The 17,395-nt window shown below is 72.1% G+C and carries 16 protein-coding genes and 4 pseudogenes; 3 read left to right on the top strand and 17 right to left on the bottom strand.

The genetic code is table 11. The features are described 5' to 3' along the window. Positions 1-45 precede the first annotated feature (45 nt). The 3 genes and pseudogenes from ENC19_RS24500 to recO all read right to left on the bottom strand — a co-directional run. The gene (locus ENC19_RS24500; protein WP_164449425.1) at positions 46-231 is read right to left on the bottom strand and encodes a hypothetical protein; all 186 of its coding nucleotides are present in this window, start codon (positions 229-231) and stop codon (positions 46-48) included. 113 nt (positions 232-344) lie between these two features. Continuing rightward, positions 345-1,121, bottom strand: a complete 777-nt coding sequence (locus ENC19_RS24495) for an isoprenyl transferase (protein WP_216592961.1) — start codon at positions 1,119-1,121, stop codon at positions 345-347. Positions 1,122-1,224: 103 nt separating this feature from the next. Continuing rightward, positions 1,225-2,034 (bottom strand): annotated as a pseudogene (recO, locus tag ENC19_RS24490) (DNA repair protein RecO); the annotation flags it as partial. A 126-nt stretch (positions 2,035-2,160) separates the two neighbouring features. Between recO and ENC19_RS24485 the strand changes: the two are divergent. Continuing rightward, positions 2,161-3,024 carry a DUF4097 family beta strand repeat-containing protein gene (locus ENC19_RS24485; RefSeq protein ID WP_164449423.1) on the top strand — a complete coding sequence of 288 codons (864 nt, stop codon included), beginning with the start codon at positions 2,161-2,163 and terminating at the stop codon, positions 3,022-3,024. Here the strand turns inward: ENC19_RS24485 and ENC19_RS24480 are convergent. From ENC19_RS24480 to hrcA, 13 genes and pseudogenes are all read right to left on the bottom strand, one after another. Continuing rightward, positions 3,011-4,138, bottom strand: a complete 1,128-nt coding sequence (locus ENC19_RS24480) for an acyltransferase family protein (protein WP_164449422.1) — start codon at positions 4,136-4,138, stop codon at positions 3,011-3,013. The genes ENC19_RS24485 and ENC19_RS24480 overlap by 14 nt on opposite strands. A gap of 170 nt (positions 4,139-4,308) precedes the next feature. Then, positions 4,309-5,205, bottom strand: coding sequence for a GTPase Era (gene era / locus ENC19_RS24475; protein WP_164449421.1), 897 nt, complete (start codon positions 5,203-5,205; stop codon positions 4,309-4,311). Beyond that, positions 5,202-5,579 carry a cytidine deaminase gene (locus ENC19_RS24470; RefSeq protein WP_164449420.1) on the bottom strand — a complete coding sequence of 126 codons (378 nt, stop codon included), beginning with the start codon at positions 5,577-5,579 and terminating at the stop codon, positions 5,202-5,204. The genes era and ENC19_RS24470 overlap by 4 nt, the downstream gene beginning before the upstream one ends. Then, positions 5,572-6,954 (bottom strand): hemolysin family protein, encoded by a 1,383-nt coding sequence (locus ENC19_RS24465; protein ID WP_164449419.1) that lies wholly within the window; start codon positions 6,952-6,954, stop codon positions 5,572-5,574. The genes ENC19_RS24470 and ENC19_RS24465 overlap by 8 nt, the downstream gene beginning before the upstream one ends. Next, the gene (gene ybeY, locus ENC19_RS24460) at positions 6,954-7,427 is read right to left on the bottom strand and encodes an rRNA maturation RNase YbeY (protein WP_164449418.1); all 474 of its coding nucleotides are present in this window, start codon (positions 7,425-7,427) and stop codon (positions 6,954-6,956) included. The genes ENC19_RS24465 and ybeY overlap by 1 nt, the downstream gene beginning before the upstream one ends. 15 nt (positions 7,428-7,442) lie before the next feature. Beyond that, positions 7,443-7,799, bottom strand: a pseudogene (locus tag ENC19_RS30620) (PhoH family protein); the annotation flags it as partial. A 261-nt stretch (positions 7,800-8,060) separates the two neighbouring features. Beyond that, a pseudogene (locus ENC19_RS30615) lies at positions 8,061-8,612 on the bottom strand (LAGLIDADG family homing endonuclease); the annotation flags it as partial. A gap of 115 nt (positions 8,613-8,727) precedes the next feature. Further along, positions 8,728-9,566 (bottom strand): annotated as a pseudogene (locus tag ENC19_RS30610) (PhoH family protein); the annotation flags it as partial. A gap of 182 nt (positions 9,567-9,748) precedes the next feature. Further along, positions 9,749-11,137: a serine hydrolase domain-containing protein gene (locus ENC19_RS24450; RefSeq protein WP_164449416.1), complete on the bottom strand. Its 1,389-nt coding sequence runs from the start codon at positions 11,135-11,137 to the stop codon at positions 9,749-9,751. Then, positions 11,134-11,493 carry a histidine triad nucleotide-binding protein gene (locus ENC19_RS24445; RefSeq protein ID WP_164449415.1) on the bottom strand — a complete coding sequence of 120 codons (360 nt, stop codon included), beginning with the start codon at positions 11,491-11,493 and terminating at the stop codon, positions 11,134-11,136. The genes ENC19_RS24450 and ENC19_RS24445 overlap by 4 nt, the downstream gene beginning before the upstream one ends. A gap of 45 nt (positions 11,494-11,538) precedes the next feature. Beyond that, positions 11,539-12,273 (bottom strand): 16S rRNA (uracil(1498)-N(3))-methyltransferase, encoded by a 735-nt coding sequence (locus ENC19_RS24440; RefSeq protein WP_164449414.1) that lies wholly within the window; start codon positions 12,271-12,273, stop codon positions 11,539-11,541. A gap of 1 nt (position 12,274) precedes the next feature. After that, a complete protein-coding gene (gene dnaJ, locus ENC19_RS24435) occupies positions 12,275-13,420 on the bottom strand; it encodes a molecular chaperone DnaJ (RefSeq protein ID WP_164449413.1) in 1,146 nt (381 codons plus the stop codon). A 73-nt stretch (positions 13,421-13,493) separates the two neighbouring features. Next, the gene (gene hrcA, locus ENC19_RS24430) at positions 13,494-14,516 is read right to left on the bottom strand and encodes a heat-inducible transcriptional repressor HrcA (protein WP_164449412.1); all 1,023 of its coding nucleotides are present in this window, start codon (positions 14,514-14,516) and stop codon (positions 13,494-13,496) included. Positions 14,517-14,726: 210 nt separating this feature from the next. On the opposite strand from hrcA, the gene ENC19_RS24425 reads away from it, so the two are divergent. After that, complete coding sequence (locus ENC19_RS24425) at positions 14,727-15,302, top strand: DUF4870 domain-containing protein (RefSeq protein ID WP_164449411.1); 576 nt, start codon at positions 14,727-14,729, stop codon at positions 15,300-15,302. Between the two features lie 27 nt (positions 15,303-15,329). On the opposite strand, the gene hemW is transcribed toward ENC19_RS24425, so the two are convergent. Then, a complete protein-coding gene (gene hemW, locus ENC19_RS24420; RefSeq protein ID WP_164449410.1) occupies positions 15,330-16,553 on the bottom strand; it encodes a radical SAM family heme chaperone HemW in 1,224 nt (407 codons plus the stop codon). 20 nt (positions 16,554-16,573) lie between these two features. Here hemW and ENC19_RS24415 point away from each other — a divergent pair, with 20 nt between their 5' ends. Further along, entirely contained in the window at positions 16,574-17,362 is a 789-nt protein-coding gene (locus ENC19_RS24415; RefSeq protein WP_164449409.1) for an enoyl-CoA hydratase-related protein, read from the top strand. Positions 17,363-17,395 lie beyond the last annotated feature (33 nt).

Below are 17,395 nucleotides of genomic sequence, written 5' to 3'. Positions count from 1 at the left end.
ACCGCGAGCTGCCGTGTTGCTGGGCTACCGGTCGGGCCGGTCGCGTCAGAAGAAGCGGCGGCGCTTGGCCTGCTTGGGGCGGATCAGGTCGGCGCCCTTGTTGAGCAGTCGGGTGGCCCGGTTGGGGCCACGTCGAGACTCCAGCGTGTGGCTCAGTTTCCGGGCTCCGGCGGCGGCGACCGGTACCGCGATAGCCATCACCGCCCACTGCCCGATGCGCTTGCGGATCATATGGGTTCACCTCCGTCAGTGGCTGCTGCCAGCGGTCATACCCAGCGTGGCCGCCCGCTATGCGCCCGGGTGGCCGGAACCACCCGCCGCTGAGGTGGCCGGGGCCACGGACCTCAGGTGGCCGGGGCCACGGGATTGGGCAGCGCGCCGCCGAACCGGCGGTCACGCTGGGCGTACAGCTCACAGGCGTACCACAGGTGGCGGCGGTCGAAGTCGGGCCAGAGCGTGTCCAGGAAGATCAACTCGGCGTAGGCGCTCTGCCAGAGCAGGAAGTTCGAGGTCCGCTGCTCGCCGGAGGGCCGCAGGAACAGGTCCACCTCGGGCACCTCGGGATGGTAGAGGTACCGCCCGACCGTCTTCTCGGTGACCTTGGCCGGATCGAGCCGGCCGGCGGCCACGTCCCGGGCAATCGCGGCGGCCGCGTCAGCGATCTCCGCCTGCCCGCCATAGTTCACGCAGAACTGCAGGGTCAGCGTCGAGTTGCCGCGGGACATCTCCTCGGCGGTCTGCAACTCGCCGATGACGCTCTTCCACAGCCGTCCGGCCCGACCGGACCACACCACCCGCACCCCGAGGTCGACCAGTTGATTCCGGCGGCGGCGGATGACGTCCCGGTTGAAGCCCATCAGGAACCGCACCTCATCCGGGGAGCGGCGCCAGTTCTCCGTCGAGAAGGCATACGCCGACAGGTACGGGATGCCCAGCTCGATGGCGCCCTCGACGGTGTCGAAGAGGGAGAACTCCCCCGCCTCGTGGCCCTTGGTGCGGGGCAGGCCGCGCTCCTTGGCCCACCGACCGTTGCCGTCCATCACCACGGCGACGTGGCGGGGCACCGCCTCGGCCGGCAGCGCCGGCGGTCGGGCTCCCGACGGGTGCGGTGTCGGCGGCACCGGCTCGCGTCGCCCGGCCCTCGACGATCGGATCACTCGGTCTTCTCCTGCTCACGTCCTGTGACGCCCGGTCGGGCGGCAACAGTGCACCGGCGGGGGCGACCGTGCCGACGTCGCCGGTCGGTCGCCGCGCGCCGGGTGCCGCCGGCAGCCCACCCGGTCCACCAGCGGCAGCGAGCGTAGCGCGCGTTCCAGGTGCCACTGCAGGTGCGCCGCGACCAGGCCGCTGCACTCCCGGCGTACCCCGTTCTCGGTGGCATCGGCGATCCGCCAGTCACCGACGGTGAGCGCCGACATCAGGTCGATGGTGGCCGGGGCCGGATGGGCGGCTCCGGTGGTCGGCAGTCCGGGCAGACCGCGCCCCGGCCGGCACCGAGAACGCCCGGTGCCGGCCGGGGGTGCCGCAGACCGCACAGGCGGTCAACGCCGGTGCCCAGCCCGCCAGCGCCATCCCGCGCAGCAGGTACGCGTCGAGCACCAGCGTGTTGGCGTGCTCGCCGTCGGCAAGGGCCCGCAGCGCGCCCAGGGTGAGCTGGAACAGGCGCAACGACGGTTCCCGCTCGACCGGGGTGAGGCGCTCGGCGGTCTCGGCGATCGCGCTGGCCGCGGTGTAGCGGGGATAGTCGCCCAGGAACCGTTTGCCGTACAGGTCGATCCCCTCGACCTGGCTGACGGTGTGCAGCGAACTGCCCAGCTCCCCCTTGGGGTCACCGGCCAGTTGCAGGTCGACGTGCCCGAAGGGCTCCAGCCGGGCGCCGAACTTCGACGTGGTCCGGCGCACCCCGCGGGCGACCGCGCGGAGCCGGCCGTGCCGCCGGGTGAGCAGGGTGATGATCCGGTCGGACTCGCCGAGCTTCTGCACACGCAGCACCACCGCGTCGTCGCGGTAGAGCTGTCGGCGGTACCCGGCCATCGCGCCATTCTCCCCTCCGGCCGGAAATCAGGTCCGACCCCGGGTCGGAATTCAGGGTCCGCTCCGGGTCGCCGCGCCGGCGAACCCGGATGCGCGCCCGGTCGAACCGGTCGTAGCGTGCTCGGCATGGCTTCGCACCGGACCAGCGCCGTCCCCCGGCCCACCGCCGCCGATCGGCCCACCGCAACGCGGCGATCCACCGCGCGGCGCGGACGCACCGGACGCCGGAGCGCCGTCGCGGTCGCCGCGACCACTGCCCTCATCGTCCTGGTCGGGTGCGACAATCTGTCGTACCGACGGCTGGACTTCGACACCACCGAGTCCGCCCCGATCACCGCGATCCAGGTGCTGCCCGGTGCCGGTGACGTGGTGGTCCGGGCCGAAGGCGGGGTGGACGGGGCACGCGTCAAGCGCGTGGTGCGCTACCAGGGTGCCCAGCCGGACACGACGTACGAGATCAGGGGCGCCGAGCTGGTGCTGGACGCCTCCTGCGGCCCCCGGTGCAGCGTCTCCTACGAGGTGACGGTCGGCGAGGGGGTGAGCGTACGAGGTGAGACCGGCTCCGGGAACGTCGACCTGAGCCGGGTCGGCCAGGTGGATCTCAAGGTCGGCTCCGGCGACGTGCGGGTGGCCGCGGCGACCGACGCGGTACGGGTGGAGACCGGCTCGGGCAACGTCGAGGTGTACGACGTGAGCGCCCCCGTCGTGCTGCGAACCTCCTCCGGAAATGTGACGGCAAGCCGGCTCGGTGGCAGCGTGGACGCGGAGGCCAAGTCCGGCAACGTCACCCTCGAACTGGACAAGCCCGCCTCCGTGCGGGCGCACGCGTCGAGCGGCAACGTCGAGCTGACCGTGCCGAAGGGCGGGTACCAGGTCCGGTCGAGGGTCGGCTCCGGCCGGACCGACCTGGGTGTGACGCACGACCCGTCCGCCGCATCGGTGCTCGACCTGCGCACCGGCAGCGGCAACATCACCGTCACCGTGCGATGACGTCCCCGTCCCGGCCCCGCTGTCGCGGGACCGGGGCCGCCGGCCCGACGCTCGGCTCGTGATCCTCCCCGGCGCGGGACTCCGGGTGTCGGGGGACGGGGCGCGACGCCGGGCGACGGCCACCGGGAAGCAGCTCCGGCCGACGCCTCGCCGCGAGATCCTCGACCCAGCCCACGAGCGCCGTCACCAGACCCACCAGCAGGAAGACCAGGACCACCCGGACCGCCAGGCCCAGCAGATCCTGATGCGACCAGCCGACCACGTCGACCAGCGGGGTGAGTGCGACCACGAACGCCATGTGCCACAGGTAGACGGTCAGGGCCCGCCGGTTCAGCACGGTGATCGCCCGGCCCACCAGCGCGTTCCGGTCCACCCAGGCGGCGGTCGCCGGTGCCCGGCCCAGGGCCACCAGGATGAACGCGGCCGACCAGAGCGCGTTGCCGAGCGGAATGTCGTTGAGGTCGTAGCCGCGCGGACCCTGATGGGTCAGGATCCACGCGCCGCCCACCGCCGCCAGCGCCAGCGCGGTCGGCACCAGAATCCAGGCGCTCAGGCGGCGCAGCATCCCGCTCTGGTGGGCGAAACCCAGCAGCCACGCCCCGAAGTAGAGCCCGAAATGGCGCAGCACGACCGGCGGGTTCTGGTAGATGCCCAGCTCCATGACCAGCAGTAGGCAGTACGGGGCGAGCAGGGTGGGCAGCGGGAACCGGCGGAACAGCCACAGCGCGACCGGGGAGGCGAGCACGAACCACAGGTAGTCACGCAGGTACCAGATCGGGCTCAGCGCCAGCGCGCCCCAGTAGTTCGCCGGCGGATCGGCCACCGGGAACAACCACAGCAGCACACCCGGGGTGAGCGGCAGCCCGGTGAGCAGCATCGCCGGCACGAAGATCACCGCGACCACCCACAGCGACGGCAGCAACCGTCGCAGTCGCCGGCCGACCGCCGCCGGTCCGGACCCCACAAGGGACGCGGCCATCAACGAACCGGCGAGCGCGAACATCACCGACATCGCCGGGAACACCAGCGTCAGCGATCCCCAGCCGGTGACGTGGTAGACGACCACCCGCACGATGGCCAGAGCGCGCAGCAGGTCCAGGTATCTGTTTCGCATCAGCCTGCATCTGTGTCGGGGGCGCGGAGGCGGTTGCTACCTACCCTCCGTCGCCCGCCGACGAAACAGCCAGAGACCCACCGGGATCGTGAAAATCCACATATGCCTGACCGATGCCGATCACACGATCCAAGGCCGTTCGCCCGATTCCGCGGTACCGCCGGATCGGCTCAGAACCCGAGCTTGCGCAACTGCTTCGGGTCACGCTGCCAATCCTTGGCCACGCGTACGTGCAGATCGAGGTAGACCTTCGTACCCAGGAGCTCCTCGATCTGCCGTCGCGCGGCGGTGCCGACCCCCTTGAGCCGCGCACCCCGATGCCCGATGACGATCGCCTTCTGACTCGGCCGCTCCACGTACAGGTCGGCGTAGATCTTCGTCAGCCGACCCTCCGGAAGCATCTCCTCCACCACCACGGCGATCGAGTGCGGCAACTCGTCCCGGACGCCCTCCAGCGCGGCCTCCCGGATCAACTCCGCCACCAGCACCTGCTCCGGATCGTCGGTGAGCATGTCGTCCGGGTACAGCTGCGGCGACTCGGGCAGATAGCGGGTCATCACCTCCACCAGGGTGTCCACCTGGTGCCCGGACACCGCGCTGACCGGCACGACCTCCGCGAAATCCCCCAGCTCACTGACGGCCAGCAACTGCTCGGCCAGCCGCTTGCGATCGACCAGGTCGGTCTTGGTGACCACCGCCAGCACGGTCGCCTTCAGCTCCGCCAACTCGCCGGTGATGAACCGGTCCCCCCGACCGATCGGTTCATCGGCCGGGATGCAGAGGCCGATCACGTCGACCTCGCTCCAGGTCTGCCGCACCAGATCGTTGAGCCGCTCGCCCAGCAATGTGCGGGGACGGTGCAGCCCCGGGGTGTCGACCAGCACGAGCTGCGAATCGGGCCGGTGCAGCACCGCCCGGATCACGTGCCGGGTGGTCTGCGGCTTGTTCGACGTGATCGCGATCTTCTGCCCGACGATGGCGTTGGTCAACGTGGACTTGCCGGCGTTCGGCCGGCCGACGAAACACGCGAAACCCGCCCGATAGGAGCGTTCGCCCCGTTCGCTCACTCGGTCACCGTGCCGAGCACCGTGCCGTCCGGCCCGGCCAGGTGCACCGGGGCGTCGGCGGCCAGGTCACGCACCGCCGCGTAGCCGGCACCGTCCAGCGTGGACGCCTCGGTCACCACCACCGCGGCCTCCAGCCGGGTGGCACCCGCCGCAGCCGCCGAGGCGACCGCCAGTTGCAGCGCGGTGATGGTCAGCGAGGGCAGCGACACGCTGGCCGCCGCGTACGTCCGGCCGTCCTGGTCCCGGACCGCGGCGCCCTCCACCGCGCCCACCCGTCCTCGGGCCCCCCGGGCGAGGACGACCAGCTTGCCGTCCTCGGCGCTCAGTTCGGTGTCACTTGACCGGACGGCTGGTACGGCGGGTGACTCAGGCATCGGCGGGCTGCCTCTCCTCGGATCGGTCGGTGTCGGCACGGGACGCGGTCGGCGTCCCGCCCGGATCGTTCTGCGTGTCGGTCGGCTCCACCCGGCGCACCAGCACGGTGTCGATCCGGTTACGGCGACCGGTGGTGCCCTCGGCGACCAGTCGCAGACCGGCCACCTCGACCTGCGCCCCCGGAATCGGCACCCGCCCCAGGGCCTGGGCGAGCAGCCCACCCACGGTTTCCACCTCGTCGTGCGGCAGCTCGGTGTCGAACAGCTCGCCGAGATCCTCGACCGGCAGCCGGGCGGTGACCCGCACCGCACCGTCGGGCAACTGCTCGACCGGCGGGCGCTCGACGTCGTACTCGTCGGTGATCTCCCCGACGATCTCCTCGAGGATGTCCTCGATGGTGACCAGGCCGCCGGTGCCGCCGTACTCGTCGACCACGATGACCAGGTGGTTGCGGGCGGCCTGCATCTCCGACAGCAGGTCGTCGACGGGCTTGGACTCCGGCACGAAGGTCGCCGGCCGCATCAGCTCGGCCACCGGCAGCTGATGGTCCTCGGCGGCCCCGCCCTGGGTACGCCGGATCAGGTCCTTGAGGTAGAGGATGCCGAGCACGTCGTCGACGCTCTCGCCGATCACCGGAATCCGGGAGAAGCCGGAGCGCAGGAACAGCGCGAGCGCCTGGGACAGATTCTTGCCCGACTCGATCCACACCATCTCGGTACGCGGCACCATGACCTCGCGGGCGATGGTGTCACCGAGCGCGAAGACCGAATGGATCATCTGCCGCTCGCCGTGCTCCACCACGCCCCGCTGCTCGGCCAGGTCGACCAGCTCCCGCAGCTCGACCTGGGTGGCGAACGGTCCCTCCCGGAAGCCCCGGCCCGGGGTGACCGCGTTACCGATCAGGATCAGCAGGGACGCCAGCGGGTTGAGCACCCGGCCCAGCCAGCGCACCAACGGTGCCGCCGAGCGGCCCACCGCGTACGCGTGCTGCCGGCCGAGGGTGCGCGGACCGACGCCGACCACGACGAAGCTGACCACGGTCATCGCCCCGGCGGTGACCAGTGCCGCCCGCCAGCCCGCACCGAAGGTGTCCACCGCCACCAGCGCCACGAGCGTGGTGGCGGTCAGTTCGGCGAGCAGCCGGAGCAACAGCAGCAGATTGAGGTGCCGGACCACGTCGCCGGCGACCGCCTGGAGGGTGCGCGCACCCCGGATCCCCTCGCGGGCCAGCTCGGCCGCCCGGGCCGGTGAGACCGCGGCCAGGGCGGCCTCGGTCATCGCGATCAGGCCGGCGAGCACCACCAGCCCGGCAGCGAACACGAGCAGTTGCAGGTCGGGTAGGCCGGTGGCGGACGCGGCCAGCACAGTGTCCATCACCGGGAGCGGGCCGACCGCCAGCTCGCCAACAACCGGGCCTGGAGCCCGAACATCTCCCGCTCCTCCTCCGGTTCCGCGTGGTCGTAGCCGAGCAGGTGCAGCACACCGTGCACGGTGAGCAGGTGCAACTCGTCGGCAGTGCGGTGCCCGGCGGTCGCGGCCTGCTTCGCGGCCACCTCCGGGCAGAGCACGATGTCGCCGAGCAGCGCCGGCTCACCAGCGGCGGCGGCGCTCTCACCCGGCCCGTGGTCGACGCTGCCCTCATCCATGGGGAAGGCCAGCACGTCGGTCGGACCGTCGCCGCCCATCCAGCGATGGTTCAGCTCGGTCATGTAGTCGACGTCGACAAGCAACACGGACAGCTCGGCGAGCGGGTTGACCCCCATCTCGTCGAGCGCGTGCCGGGCGACGGCGAGCACCGCGTCGGTGTCGACCTCGGCACCGGACTCGTTGGCGATCTCGATGGACAACTGTCTTCCCTCGGTCTAGCGGCGCCGGCCGCCGCGGTTGCCCTGGGCGCTCCGCCCGGCCACCGCGTGCACGCCCTGTGCCTGCTGGTTCTCGGCGTCCCACCGCGCGTACGCGTCGACGATCTCGCCGACCAACCGGTGACGTACCACGTCGGCGCTGGACAACTGCGCGAAGTGCACGTCCTCGACCCCGGCCAGGATGTCCCGGACGACCCGCAGCCCGCTCGTCGTCCCGCCGGGCAGGTCGACCTGGGTGACGTCGCCGGTCACCACGATCTTGGAGCCGAAGCCGAGCCGGGTGAGGAACATCTTCATCTGCTCGGGCGTGGTGTTCTGCGCCTCGTCGAGAATGATGAACGCGTCATTGAGCGTGTTGTGCGTGACCAGGAAGTCATCGGTGACATACAGCGAGTCCTCCGCCGCCACTTGGATGCACATCGTCTCCTGGACACCGGCGGGGACGATCGAGTCGATGAAACGCATCGGCCGGCCGCCGCCGTACTCCTCGTACCGCTGGCGCTTACGAGAGAGCCGGAACGGCGCTACGCCCTCCGGCAAGCGGATCTCCACGACATATGCGTCCGACCGGTAGCCGACCGGTCGACCGTTGGCCAGGCCAGGCTTGCGGCCCTCGGCCACTCGAATGCGCCACGTCGCCACGCCACCGAGTGACTGGACCAGGTGGACGACGTCGTCACGCAGCTGGGGAGAGGTGGTCGAGTACTGCACCCGGCAGGTACGTCCCGCCTGGACGACCGGCCCGCCGTCGGTGTCCAGCAGCCCTTGCAGGACGGCCAGTCGGACATCGACGCTGTTCTGGAGGTATACGGACGGCACGAACTTGGTGCCCGACTTCGTTCCGGCCAGACCCAGCTCGCGGAGCGCGACAGTCACCGGGTTCGCGACGATCACCCCGCCTCGGTGACCCTTGGTGTGCCGGAGTACGTAGTCGTATCCGCTCTTGCGGTGCAGCTCGATGTCGACGAGGTTGTCCTCGATCGCCCGGGCGAGCTCAGGGTCCGCCGTGGTGAAGCCCGGCGTCGCCCGGCACGAGATCGACCCGTCACCGAGCAGCAGACCGAGGACGTACGGATCGAGCGGAACGTCCTGCGGTTCCAGCTGGACCGGAGCCACCACCGGCAGTTCGTAACGGCGGAGGTGACCCCGCCGCTCCTGCCCGATCATCTCCTGGGTCTCCAGCGTGCGTCGCCGACCGCGCCGCTTGTCCTCGGGCGTGGCGACCGTCCAGAGGTGCTCACCGCAGCACAGGGTGGAGGCCCCGTCCTGCGTGGTCACCCGGTAGACCTGCTTGGGCCCCTGCGGGTAGATCCCGATCACCGGGGTCGGCATGCCGTTCGAGCCGATCACCAGGTCACCGACCTGTAGGGAGCCGAACCGCTTGAAGCCCTCCGGCGTCAGCACGCGGGCGTCGTACGGCTGCGCCCGACCCCTCATGTACGCCAGGGGGGCGACCTCGATCGTGCCGGCGGCCATCAGCTTCGGGATGGTCTCCGGGTCGAGCATGTCGTGCAGGGCGTCGTAGAGCGGGCGCAGGTAGGGGTCGATCTTCTCGTTGAGCGTGCCGGGCAGGAACCCGAGTCGCTCCCCCGCTTCGACCGCCGGCCGGGTCAGGATGATCCGGTTGATCTGCTTGGCCTGCAACGACTGCACCGCCTTGGCCATGGCGAGGTAGGTCTTGCCGGTACCCGCCGGGCCGATGCCGAAGACGATGGTGTGCCCGTCGATCGCGTCGACGTAGCGCTTCTGCCCCAGCGTCTTGGGGCGGATGGTGCGCCCCCGCCGGGACAGGATGTTGAGGGTCAGGACCTCGGCGGGCCGCTCCGTGCCACCCTGTTCGAGCATGCCGACGGTACGCCGGACGGCATCGGTGGTCAGGGTCTCGCCTTTCTCGATGAGTTCGAGCAGCTCACTGAAGAGCCGCTCGGCGAGGGCGTTGTCGGCGGGAGCGCCGGTGATGGTGATCTCGTTGCCACGCACGTGCACGTCACTGTTCACCGAGCGCTCGACCAGTCGCAGGATCTCGTCACCCGCGCCGAGCAGGTTGACCATGATCTTCGAGTCGGGGACCGTGATCCTGGTCTGCACCCGGGGCGGGCCGGGAGGTGGGGTGCCGGTCATAGGTCGGGCCCGCGGGCCCTGCGCCACCTGCTCTCGATCTCGATGCCGGGCCCGTGGCACGGCGTGCGGACGTTGCCACCATCGTATCGGGTCAACGGCGCGGACACGCTGCCCATTTCCACCGCTTCGACGCCCCGGCGGAACGGGTGAAACAGGGCATTACACCCCGGCGAACCGCCCGGTCAGCCGCGGAAGTCGAAACCGTCGAAGGTCTCCTGGCGGCGGGTGAACCGGTAGGTTGCCCAGTGCATCCGGACCACCACACCAGCCGCGTCCCGGGTGAGCCGGAGCAGCTCGCCGTTCTCCCGGCCGGAGACGGTACGCAGCACGTCCGGCTGGTCCGGCACCGGGGCGAACACCGCTGGCGGCTTCCCCGGCGGGTCACCGGCACCACGGGCCCGCAGGGCCCCTTCGTGCCACGAGAAGACGTACTCGAAGCCCTCGCCCCACCAGCGGCCGAGCAGCCCGCGCACGTCGGGCGGTGCCGGATCACCCGGACGCCACGGGTCGATGTCGGCCGGATCGTGCTCGACCGCGGCGGCGAGCAGCCGGTGCGGCAGCTCCAGCAGCTCGACGGCGGTGCCGGAGGAGCCCAGCACGGCGGCGCCGAACGCCCCGGGCGTGCCCTCGCCGCCCCGGCGGCCGTACGCTCCGGCGAGGAAGCCGGGCATCGCCCCGTCGTGCCCGACGTGCACCACCCGCTCCCCCTGCGGCACCAGGATCAGGCCGAGACCGAACCCGCCGGCCCACACCGCCTCGTCGGTGACCGTCACCGGCCAGCGCATCTCGTCGAGCGTGGCGGGAGCGAGCACCCGACCCGCCGCGTCCAACGCCGCCGGGTCGGCCAGGAAGGCGGCCCAGCGGGCCATGTCGGTTGCCGTGCTCCACAGCTGCGCGGCCGGACCCACCGCGCCGAAGTCGGTGGGCGGCTCCGGATGCGCCTCGTCGGAGTACGCGTCGACCAGGAACCCGGTCGCGGCGCGTGGCCCCGGAGCGGCCGTGGTGGCGGTGAGCCCGAGCGGGGTCAGCACCCGCTCGGTCAGCACCTCCGCCCAGCTGCCGCCGCGTAGCTGTCCGACCAGGTGGCCGAGCAGCGCCATGCCGAGGTTCGAGTAGTGGTAACGGCGTCCGGTCGGCAGCACCCGCTCGGCCCGGGCCAGCTCGGTGATCAGTTGGTCGGCGTCCGGTGCGCGCAGCGTGTCCCAGACGTCGCCGTACGGTTCCCGTTGCAGGCCGGCGGTGTGCGACAGCAGCCGGCGCACGGTCAACTCGCCGTGCGCCGGCAGGTCGAGGTGCCGCCGCAGCGGGTCGTCGAGGTCGAGCAGCCCGTCGTCGCGGCACTGCATGACCAGCACGGCGGTGAAGGTCTTGGTCACCGAGCCGATCCGGAACCGGGTCTGCTCGTCCAGCGCCGTGTCGTTTCCGGTGCCGCCGGCGGTGCATGTCCACAGCGGCCGGTCGGCGCGGTGCACGGCCGCCGAGACCGCCGGCACCCGGGCCTGCGCCTGGACCTGCCGCACCATCCGCTCCAGCCGACCGGCGGCGGAGGTGTCGCCGGCGGCGGAGGTCATCCGAGGCTCCGGGCCAGCATCGGGCCGAGTGGGGCGCCGCCGAGCACGTGCGCGTGCACGTGGAAGACCTCCTGACCGCCGTACGCCCCGGTGTTGAACATCAGCCGGAAACCGTCACCGAGCAGGCCCTCGTCCTCGGCCACCGCGGCGGCCGTGGCCAGCACCTCGCCGGCCAGCGCCGGGTCACCCTGGCCGAGGGTGGCCACGTCCGCGTAGTGCTCCTTCGGCACGACGAGCACGTGCACCGGTGCCTTCGGGTCGATGTCGCGGAAGGCGAGCGTGGTGGGCGTCTCGCGGACGACGGTGGCCGGAATCTCACCGGCGACGATGCGGCAGAACAGGCAGTCGCTTCCCATCCGGGCAGTGTAAGGAAGAAATCCTCGGCGCCGTCGGTGCGCCGCTCACCAACGGAGCAGGCGGGTGGCGAGGACCGCCAGGGCGGCCACGCCCGCGGTGGAGGTGCGCAGCACCGCCGGGCCGAGCCGCACCGGGCGGGCACCGGCTTCCTGGAAGGCCGACAGCTCGGTCGGGGTGATGCCGCCCTCCGGGCCCACCACCAGCACGATCTCGCCGTGGTCGGGCAGCTCGACGGTGGTGAGTCGGTCGGTCGCCTCCTCGTGCAGCACGTACCCGGCCGCCGCCCCGGCGATCCGGCGCGTCACCGACGCGGTGCTCTCGTCCGGCGCGCCCGCCACCACCGGCAGCCACGCCCGCCGGGCCTGCTTCGTCGCCTCCCGGGTGGTGGCGAGCCACCTGTCCCGGGCCCGTACGCCCCGGTCGCCGCGCCACTGCACCACCGAGCGGCCCGCCGCCCAGGGGACTATCTCGTCCACGCCCGCCTCGGTCATCGCCTGCACGGCCAGCTCACCCCGGTCGCCCTTGGCGATGCCCTGGACCACCACCAGCCGGGGGTTCGCCGCGTCGACGTACCCCCGGTCGGTGACGTCGAGGTCGAGGGTGCCCCGGCCGACGGCGGTGACCACGGCGGTGGCCGTGCCGCCCCGGCCGTCGCCGAGCAGCACCTGCTCGCCGACGCGCAGCCGTTGCACGGTGGCGGCGTGGTGGCCCTCCGGGCCGTCGAGCACCAGCGAGGCGGCGGTGGGCAGCGACTCGACCAGGAACAGCGGGGCGGACACGTCAGGCGTGGCCGTTGAAGGCGTCGCGCATCCGGGAGAAGAAGCCACCCTGCTTGGTCAGCTCGGCGACCTCCTCGCCGCGGGTCTTGGCGAACTCGCGCAGCATCCGCTCCTGATCGGCGTCGAGCTTGGTGGGGGTACGCACGTCCAGGTGGACGTAGAGGTCGCCCCGCCCGGTGCCGCGCAGGTGCGGTACGCCCCGGGCCCGCAGCCGCAGGGTGCTGCCCGGCTGGGTGCCCGGCTTGACGTCGACCGGTTCCTCGCTGTCGAGCGTCTTGATGGTCAGCCGGGTGCCGAGCGCGGCGGCGGTCATCGGCACGGTGACCCGGCAGTGCAGGTCGTCGCCCTTGCGGGAGAAGACGTCGTGCGGCCGTTCGTGGATCTCCACGTAGAGGTCCCCGGCGGTGCCGCCGCCCGGGCCGACCTCGCCCTGCTGGGCCAGGCGGATCCGCATGCCGTCCTCCACCCCGGCGGGGATCTTGACGGTCAGCGACCGGCGGGTGCGGACCCGGCCGTCACCGGCGCAGGTCGGGCAGGGGCTCGGGATGGTGGTGCCGTAGCCCTGGCAGACGGTGCAGGGCCGGGCGGAGACCACCTGGCCGAGGAAGGTGCGCTGCACCGACTGCACCTCGCCCCGCCCGCCGCACGCCTCGCAGGTGGCCAGGTGGGTGCCGGCGGCGGTGCCGGCACCGGAGCAGGTGGTGCAGAGCACGGCCGTGTCGACGGTGATCGGCGCCTCGACGCCGAAGGCCGTCTCCTGGAGGTCCAGCTCCAGTCGCAGGATCGCGTCGGCACCGGGGCGGGTACGCGGACGCGGACCGCGCCCGGCACCGGTGGCACCGCCGAAGAAGGCGTCCATGATGTCCTGGAAACCGACGAACGGGCCGGCCCCGCCGGGGCCACCCGGACCGCCGGGCCCGCCCCCACCGGGTGCCAGCGGATCCCCGCCCAGGTCGACAATCTGCCGTTTCCGATCGTCCGAGAGGACCTCGTACGCGGCGTTGATGTCCTTGAACTTCTCCTGTGCCTCCGGGTCCGGATTCACGTCCGGATGGAACTGGCGCGCCAGCTTGCGGTAGGCGCGCTTGATCTCGTCATCGGAGGCACCCTTGCTCACGCCGAGAATGCCGTAGTAGTCCCTGGCCACTGCGTTCCGTGTCCTCGTGTTCGTCTCGAGTTACGCCGTTCGGCGGCGGCAGCCTGCCGTCGGCCCTGACTTGTCAGTTCTGGGCCAGCAGCTCGCCCACGTAGCGTGCCACGGCCCTCACCGTGGCGATGGTTCCGGGGTAGTCCATCCGGGTCGGTCCGAGCACGCCCATCCCCCCGACGATGATCGCGCCCGGGCCGTACCCGGTGCTGACCACGGAAGCCGCCCGCAGGTTGTCGTACTCGTTCTCGTCGCCGATGCGCACCCGCAGTGTGCTCGGCTCCACCTCGCCGATGAGCTTGAGCAGCACGACCTCCTCCTCAAGCGCTTCGAGGATCGGCCGCAACGAGCCCTGGAAGTCGAGCAGGCCGCCCCGGGCGAGGTTGGCGGTGCCGGCGAGGGCGAGCCGTTCCTCGTGCCGTTCGACGAGTGTCTCCAGCAGCACCGTGGACAGGGTGGTCATCGCCGGGCGCAGGTGCGGCGCGCAGTCGTCGATGAGGGTCTGCACCAGCGGCGGGGTCTCCGACAGGCGGACACCCACCAGTTTCTCGTTCACCAGCCGGCGCAGGTCCAGCACGTCGTCGGCGGGGACCGGTGCGGGCAGCTCGACCAGTCGCTGCTCGACCCGGCCGGTGTCGGCGATCATCACAAGCATCAGCCGGGTGGTGGAGATCGGCACCAGTTCCAGGTGACGCACCCGGGACCGGGCCAGGCTCGGGTACTGCACGACGGCGACCTGCCGGGTCAGTTGCGCCAGCAGCCGCACCGTGCGGTGCACCACGTCGTCGAGATCCACGGCGCCGGCCAGGAAGCGCTCGATCGCCCGGCGTTCGGCCGGGCTGAGCGGCTTGACCCGGCTCAACCGGTCGACGAAGAGTCGGTAGCCACGGTCGGTGGGCACCCGCCCCGCGCTGGTGTGCGGCTGGCGGATGTAGCCCTCCTCCTCCAGCACGGCCATGTCGTTGCGCACGGTGGCCGGCGAGACGCCGAGCTGGTGCCGCTCGACGAGCGACTTGCTGCCGACCGGCTCCTGGGTGGCGACGTAGTCCTCGACGATCGCCCGGAGCACGGCGAGCTTCCGGTCGTCAAGACCCATCCTTGCCACCTCCTGTCGCAGGTCAGCTCGCGGCGTCACGGCCGCCAGAGGAACACTCTGGCACTCGACTGTAGCGAGTGCCAGTCTACGTCGGCGCCCCCGTCCACGCGATGATCAAGTCAGCACCGGCGTCATCGAGCCGATCGGCGGGTTGACACTCGCCGGTGTCGCTCTGGTGCGCCGTTGCCGCTGGCACCTACCGTGGCCTCCATGACTGAACCACCTCGTCCCCCGGACTCCGGCGACGAACCCACGACACCACTGTCCGGTTCGCCTGGCCAGGGCGGCTATCCTCCGCCCGGCGGCTATCCACCCCCCACCGGCGACCAGCCGCCACCGGCCGGCTACCCCCCACCCGGCGGCTATCCGCCGCCGGGATCACCCGGTGTCGGCTACCCGACCGGCGGCTACGGCGCTCCCGGCGGTGGCTACGCCAACAACGAGGACAAGACCTGGGTGCTGATCGCGCACTTCGGCGGCCCGCTCGGCGTGGTCGTCGGTGGCGGGCTCTTCGGCTGGGTCGCGCCGCTGATCGCGATGATGACCCGTGGCCAGCAGTCGCCGATCGCCCGGGCGCACTCGGTGGCCGCGCTGAACTTCCAGCTCACCTGGGCCATCGTCGGCGTGCTGAGCTGGGTGCTCACCGCGATCACCTGCGGCGTCCTGTTCTTCATCCCGATGCTCGTCTGGATCGTGCCGGTGATCTTCGGCATCATCGGCGGGGTCAAGGCCAACGACGGGACGCTGTACCGCTACCCGATGAGCTACTCGTTCGTGAAGCGCTGACCGCGCCGGCCGGTCTGATGACGGGGATCAGGGCAGCAGGTCGCGGACCACGGCGTCGGCGAGCAATCGGCCGCGCAGGGTGAGCACGGCGCGGCCGGCGGCGTGGGCGGGCTGGTCGAGCAGGCCCTCGGCCAGTGCCCGGGCCGCGCCCGCCCGCCCAGCGTCGGTCAGCACGTCGAGCGGCAGGCCGGCGGCCAGTCGCAAGCGGAGCATGACGTCCTCCATGTGCGCCTCGTCGCCGGTGAGCACCTCCCGGGCCTGCCCGGGCGACTCCCCGGCGGCGAGGCGTTGGGCGTACGCGGCGGGATGTTTGACGTTCCACCAGCGCACTCCGCCGACGTGGCTGTGCGCCCCCGGCCCGAGGCCCCACCAGTCACCGCCGGTCCAGTAGAGCAGGTTGTGCCGGCAGCGCGCCTGCGGCGTGCGGGCCCAGTTGGAGACCTCGTACCAGGAGAAGCCGGCCGCGCCGAGGGCCGACTCGGCGGCCAGGTAACGGTCCGCGGCCACGTCCTCGTCCGGGTACGGAAGCTCGCCCCGGCGCATCCGGGCGGCCAGTCGGGTGCCGTCCTCGACGATCAGGGCGTACGCGCTGACGTGGTCCACGCCCGCGGTCACCACCTGGTCCAGTGAGGCGGCGAAGTCCTCGGCCCGCTCCCCCGGCGTGCCGTAGATCAGGTCGAGATTGACGTGGTCGAAGCCGGCGTCGCGGGCCTCCAGGGCGGCGGCGGTGGCCCGGCCGGCGCTGTGCCGGCGGTCCAGCACGGCGAGCACCCCGGGCGCGGCCGACTGCATGCCCAGCGAGATCCGGGTGAACCCGGCCGCGCGCAGCTCCTTCAGTGAGGTGGGCGTCACCGACTCCGGGTTCGCCTCGGTGGTCACCTCCGCGTCGGCGGCCAGCCCCCAGGTCCGGTCGATCGCGTCGAGGATGCGGGCCAGGTCGTCGGCGGGCAGCAGGGTGGGGGTGCCGCCGCCGACGAAGACCGTCTCCACCCGGGGCGGCGGTGCGTCCGCCAGCACCCGGGCGGCGAGTGCCAGCTCCGCCAGCACGGTGTCGGTGTAGCCCTCCCGGCTCGTGCCACCGCCCAGCTCGTCGGCGGTGTACGTGTTGAAGTCGCAGTAGCCGCACCGGCTCGCGCAGAAGGGCACGTGCACGTACACCCCGAAACCCCGGGCGCCCACGGACGCGCGGGCGGACGCGGGCAGCGACCCGTCGGCCGGGACGGGCTCGCCTGCTGGAAGGACGCCGGGCATGGCCACTAGTGTGCCCTGGCATGACCTCTCCCGACGCGCTCGTGCGGGTCGCCACGGCCCACGGGGTGACCACGCTCACCCTGGACAGTCCGCACAACCGCAACGCGCTCTCCACGCCGCTGATGACCGAACTGCTGGCGGGGCTGGCCGCCGCGGTCGCCGACGACGCGGTCCGGGTGATCGTGCTCGACCACACCGGGCCGGTCTTCTGCTCCGGAGCCGACCTGAAGGAGACCGCGGCGGCGTACGCCAGCGGCACGGTGCCCGCCGGGATGCTGGGTGACGTGCTCGCGGCGGTCCGGGAGTGCCCGAAGCCGGTGCTGGCCAGGGTCGCCGGCCCGGCTCGGGCCGGCGGTCTGGGCCTGATCGCGGCGGCCGACCTGGCGGTCTGCGCGGCCGAGGCCACGTTCGCCTTCACCGAGGTGCGGATCGGGGTGATCCCGGCGGTGATCTCCGCGACGGTGCTGCCCCACCTGACGACCCGGGCGGCAGCCGAGCTGTACCTGACCGGCGACACCTTCGACGGCCGGCGGGCGGCCGAGATCGGCCTGGTCACCGCCGCGGTGCCGACCGAGGAACTGGACGCCGCGGTGCGGCGGTACTGCGACTCGTTGGTGCGTGGCGCCCCGGCGGCGTTGGCCGGCGCGAAGCGACTGCTGCGCCGTCCGCCCGCCGTCGACCTGCGCGCCGAACTTGCCGAACTGGCCGAGCTGTCCACCGCTTACTTCCTGTCGGCCGACGGGGTCGAGGGGGTCACCGCATTCCGGGAGAAGCGGGCACCACGCTGGGTGGCGGAACTCGGTAGGTGAGGTACGGCCGGGACGGGGAACCTCGGGTTGCGC

Source organism: Verrucosispora sioxanthis, assembly GCF_010560025.1.
Taxonomy (GTDB): Bacteria; Actinomycetota; Actinomycetes; order Mycobacteriales; family Micromonosporaceae; genus Micromonospora; species Micromonospora palythoicola.
The sequence above is the reverse complement of the archived record's forward strand: the minus strand, read 5'-3'. Positions and strand labels throughout refer to the sequence as shown.